This window comes from Actinomadura napierensis (assembly GCF_039529375.1).
GTDB classification, from domain to species: Bacteria; Actinomycetota; Actinomycetes; order Streptosporangiales; family Streptosporangiaceae; genus Spirillospora; species Spirillospora napierensis.
The window spans coordinates 1-723 of sequence record NZ_BAAAMR010000304.1; the positions used below are offsets into that span (position 1 = coordinate 1).

Genomic DNA, 723 nt, shown 5'->3' on the forward strand with positions numbered 1-723 from the left:
TTAATTGTGTTGAGGTAAGCTTGACGTAAATCTGCTAAGGTCAGTTTTCTCGGTTGGATCAGTAATTCCATGTTGGCTTCCTAATTTTTTGCACTATATTCTGCTGAGACGGTGCTTTTCACAATTGCAAAAAGCACCGCCAGTTCTTCCATGTATTTTTATTGCGTGATCATTGGCAAGTGTAAGCCTTGCTCTTTGGCACAGTTAATCGCAATTTCATAACCTACATCGGCATGACGCATAACACCTGTTGCAGGGTCATTGGTCAGTACGCGAGCAATACGTGCAGCAGCTTCATCTGTACCATCACACACAATCACAACGCCCGAGTGTTGAGAGAAGCCCATACCTACACCACCACCATGATGTAGAGACACCCAAGTTGCGCCGCCTGCTGTATTTAACAATGCATTTAATAAAGGCCAGTCTGATACTGCATCTGATCCGTCTTGCATTGCTTCAGTTTCACGGTTAGGACTTGCAACCGAACCTGAGTCTAAGTGGTCACGACCAATCACGATCGGTGCAGACAATTCACCGCTACGAACCATTTCGTTAAATGCCAAACCAAGTTTTGCACGTAAGCCTAAACCTACCCAGCAAATACGCGCTGGTAAGCCTTGGAAGCTAATACGTTCACGAGCCATGTCTAACCAGTGATGTAAATGCTCATCATCAGGAATTAACTCTTTAACTTTGGCATCTGTTTTATAAATATCTTCC

The 723-nt window shown here is 44.1% G+C and carries 1 pseudogene; it reads right to left on the reverse strand.

The features are described from left to right. Positions 1 to 158: 158 nt before the first annotated feature. Positions 159 to 723: pseudogene (locus ABD296_RS49590) on the reverse strand (urocanate hydratase); the annotation flags it as partial.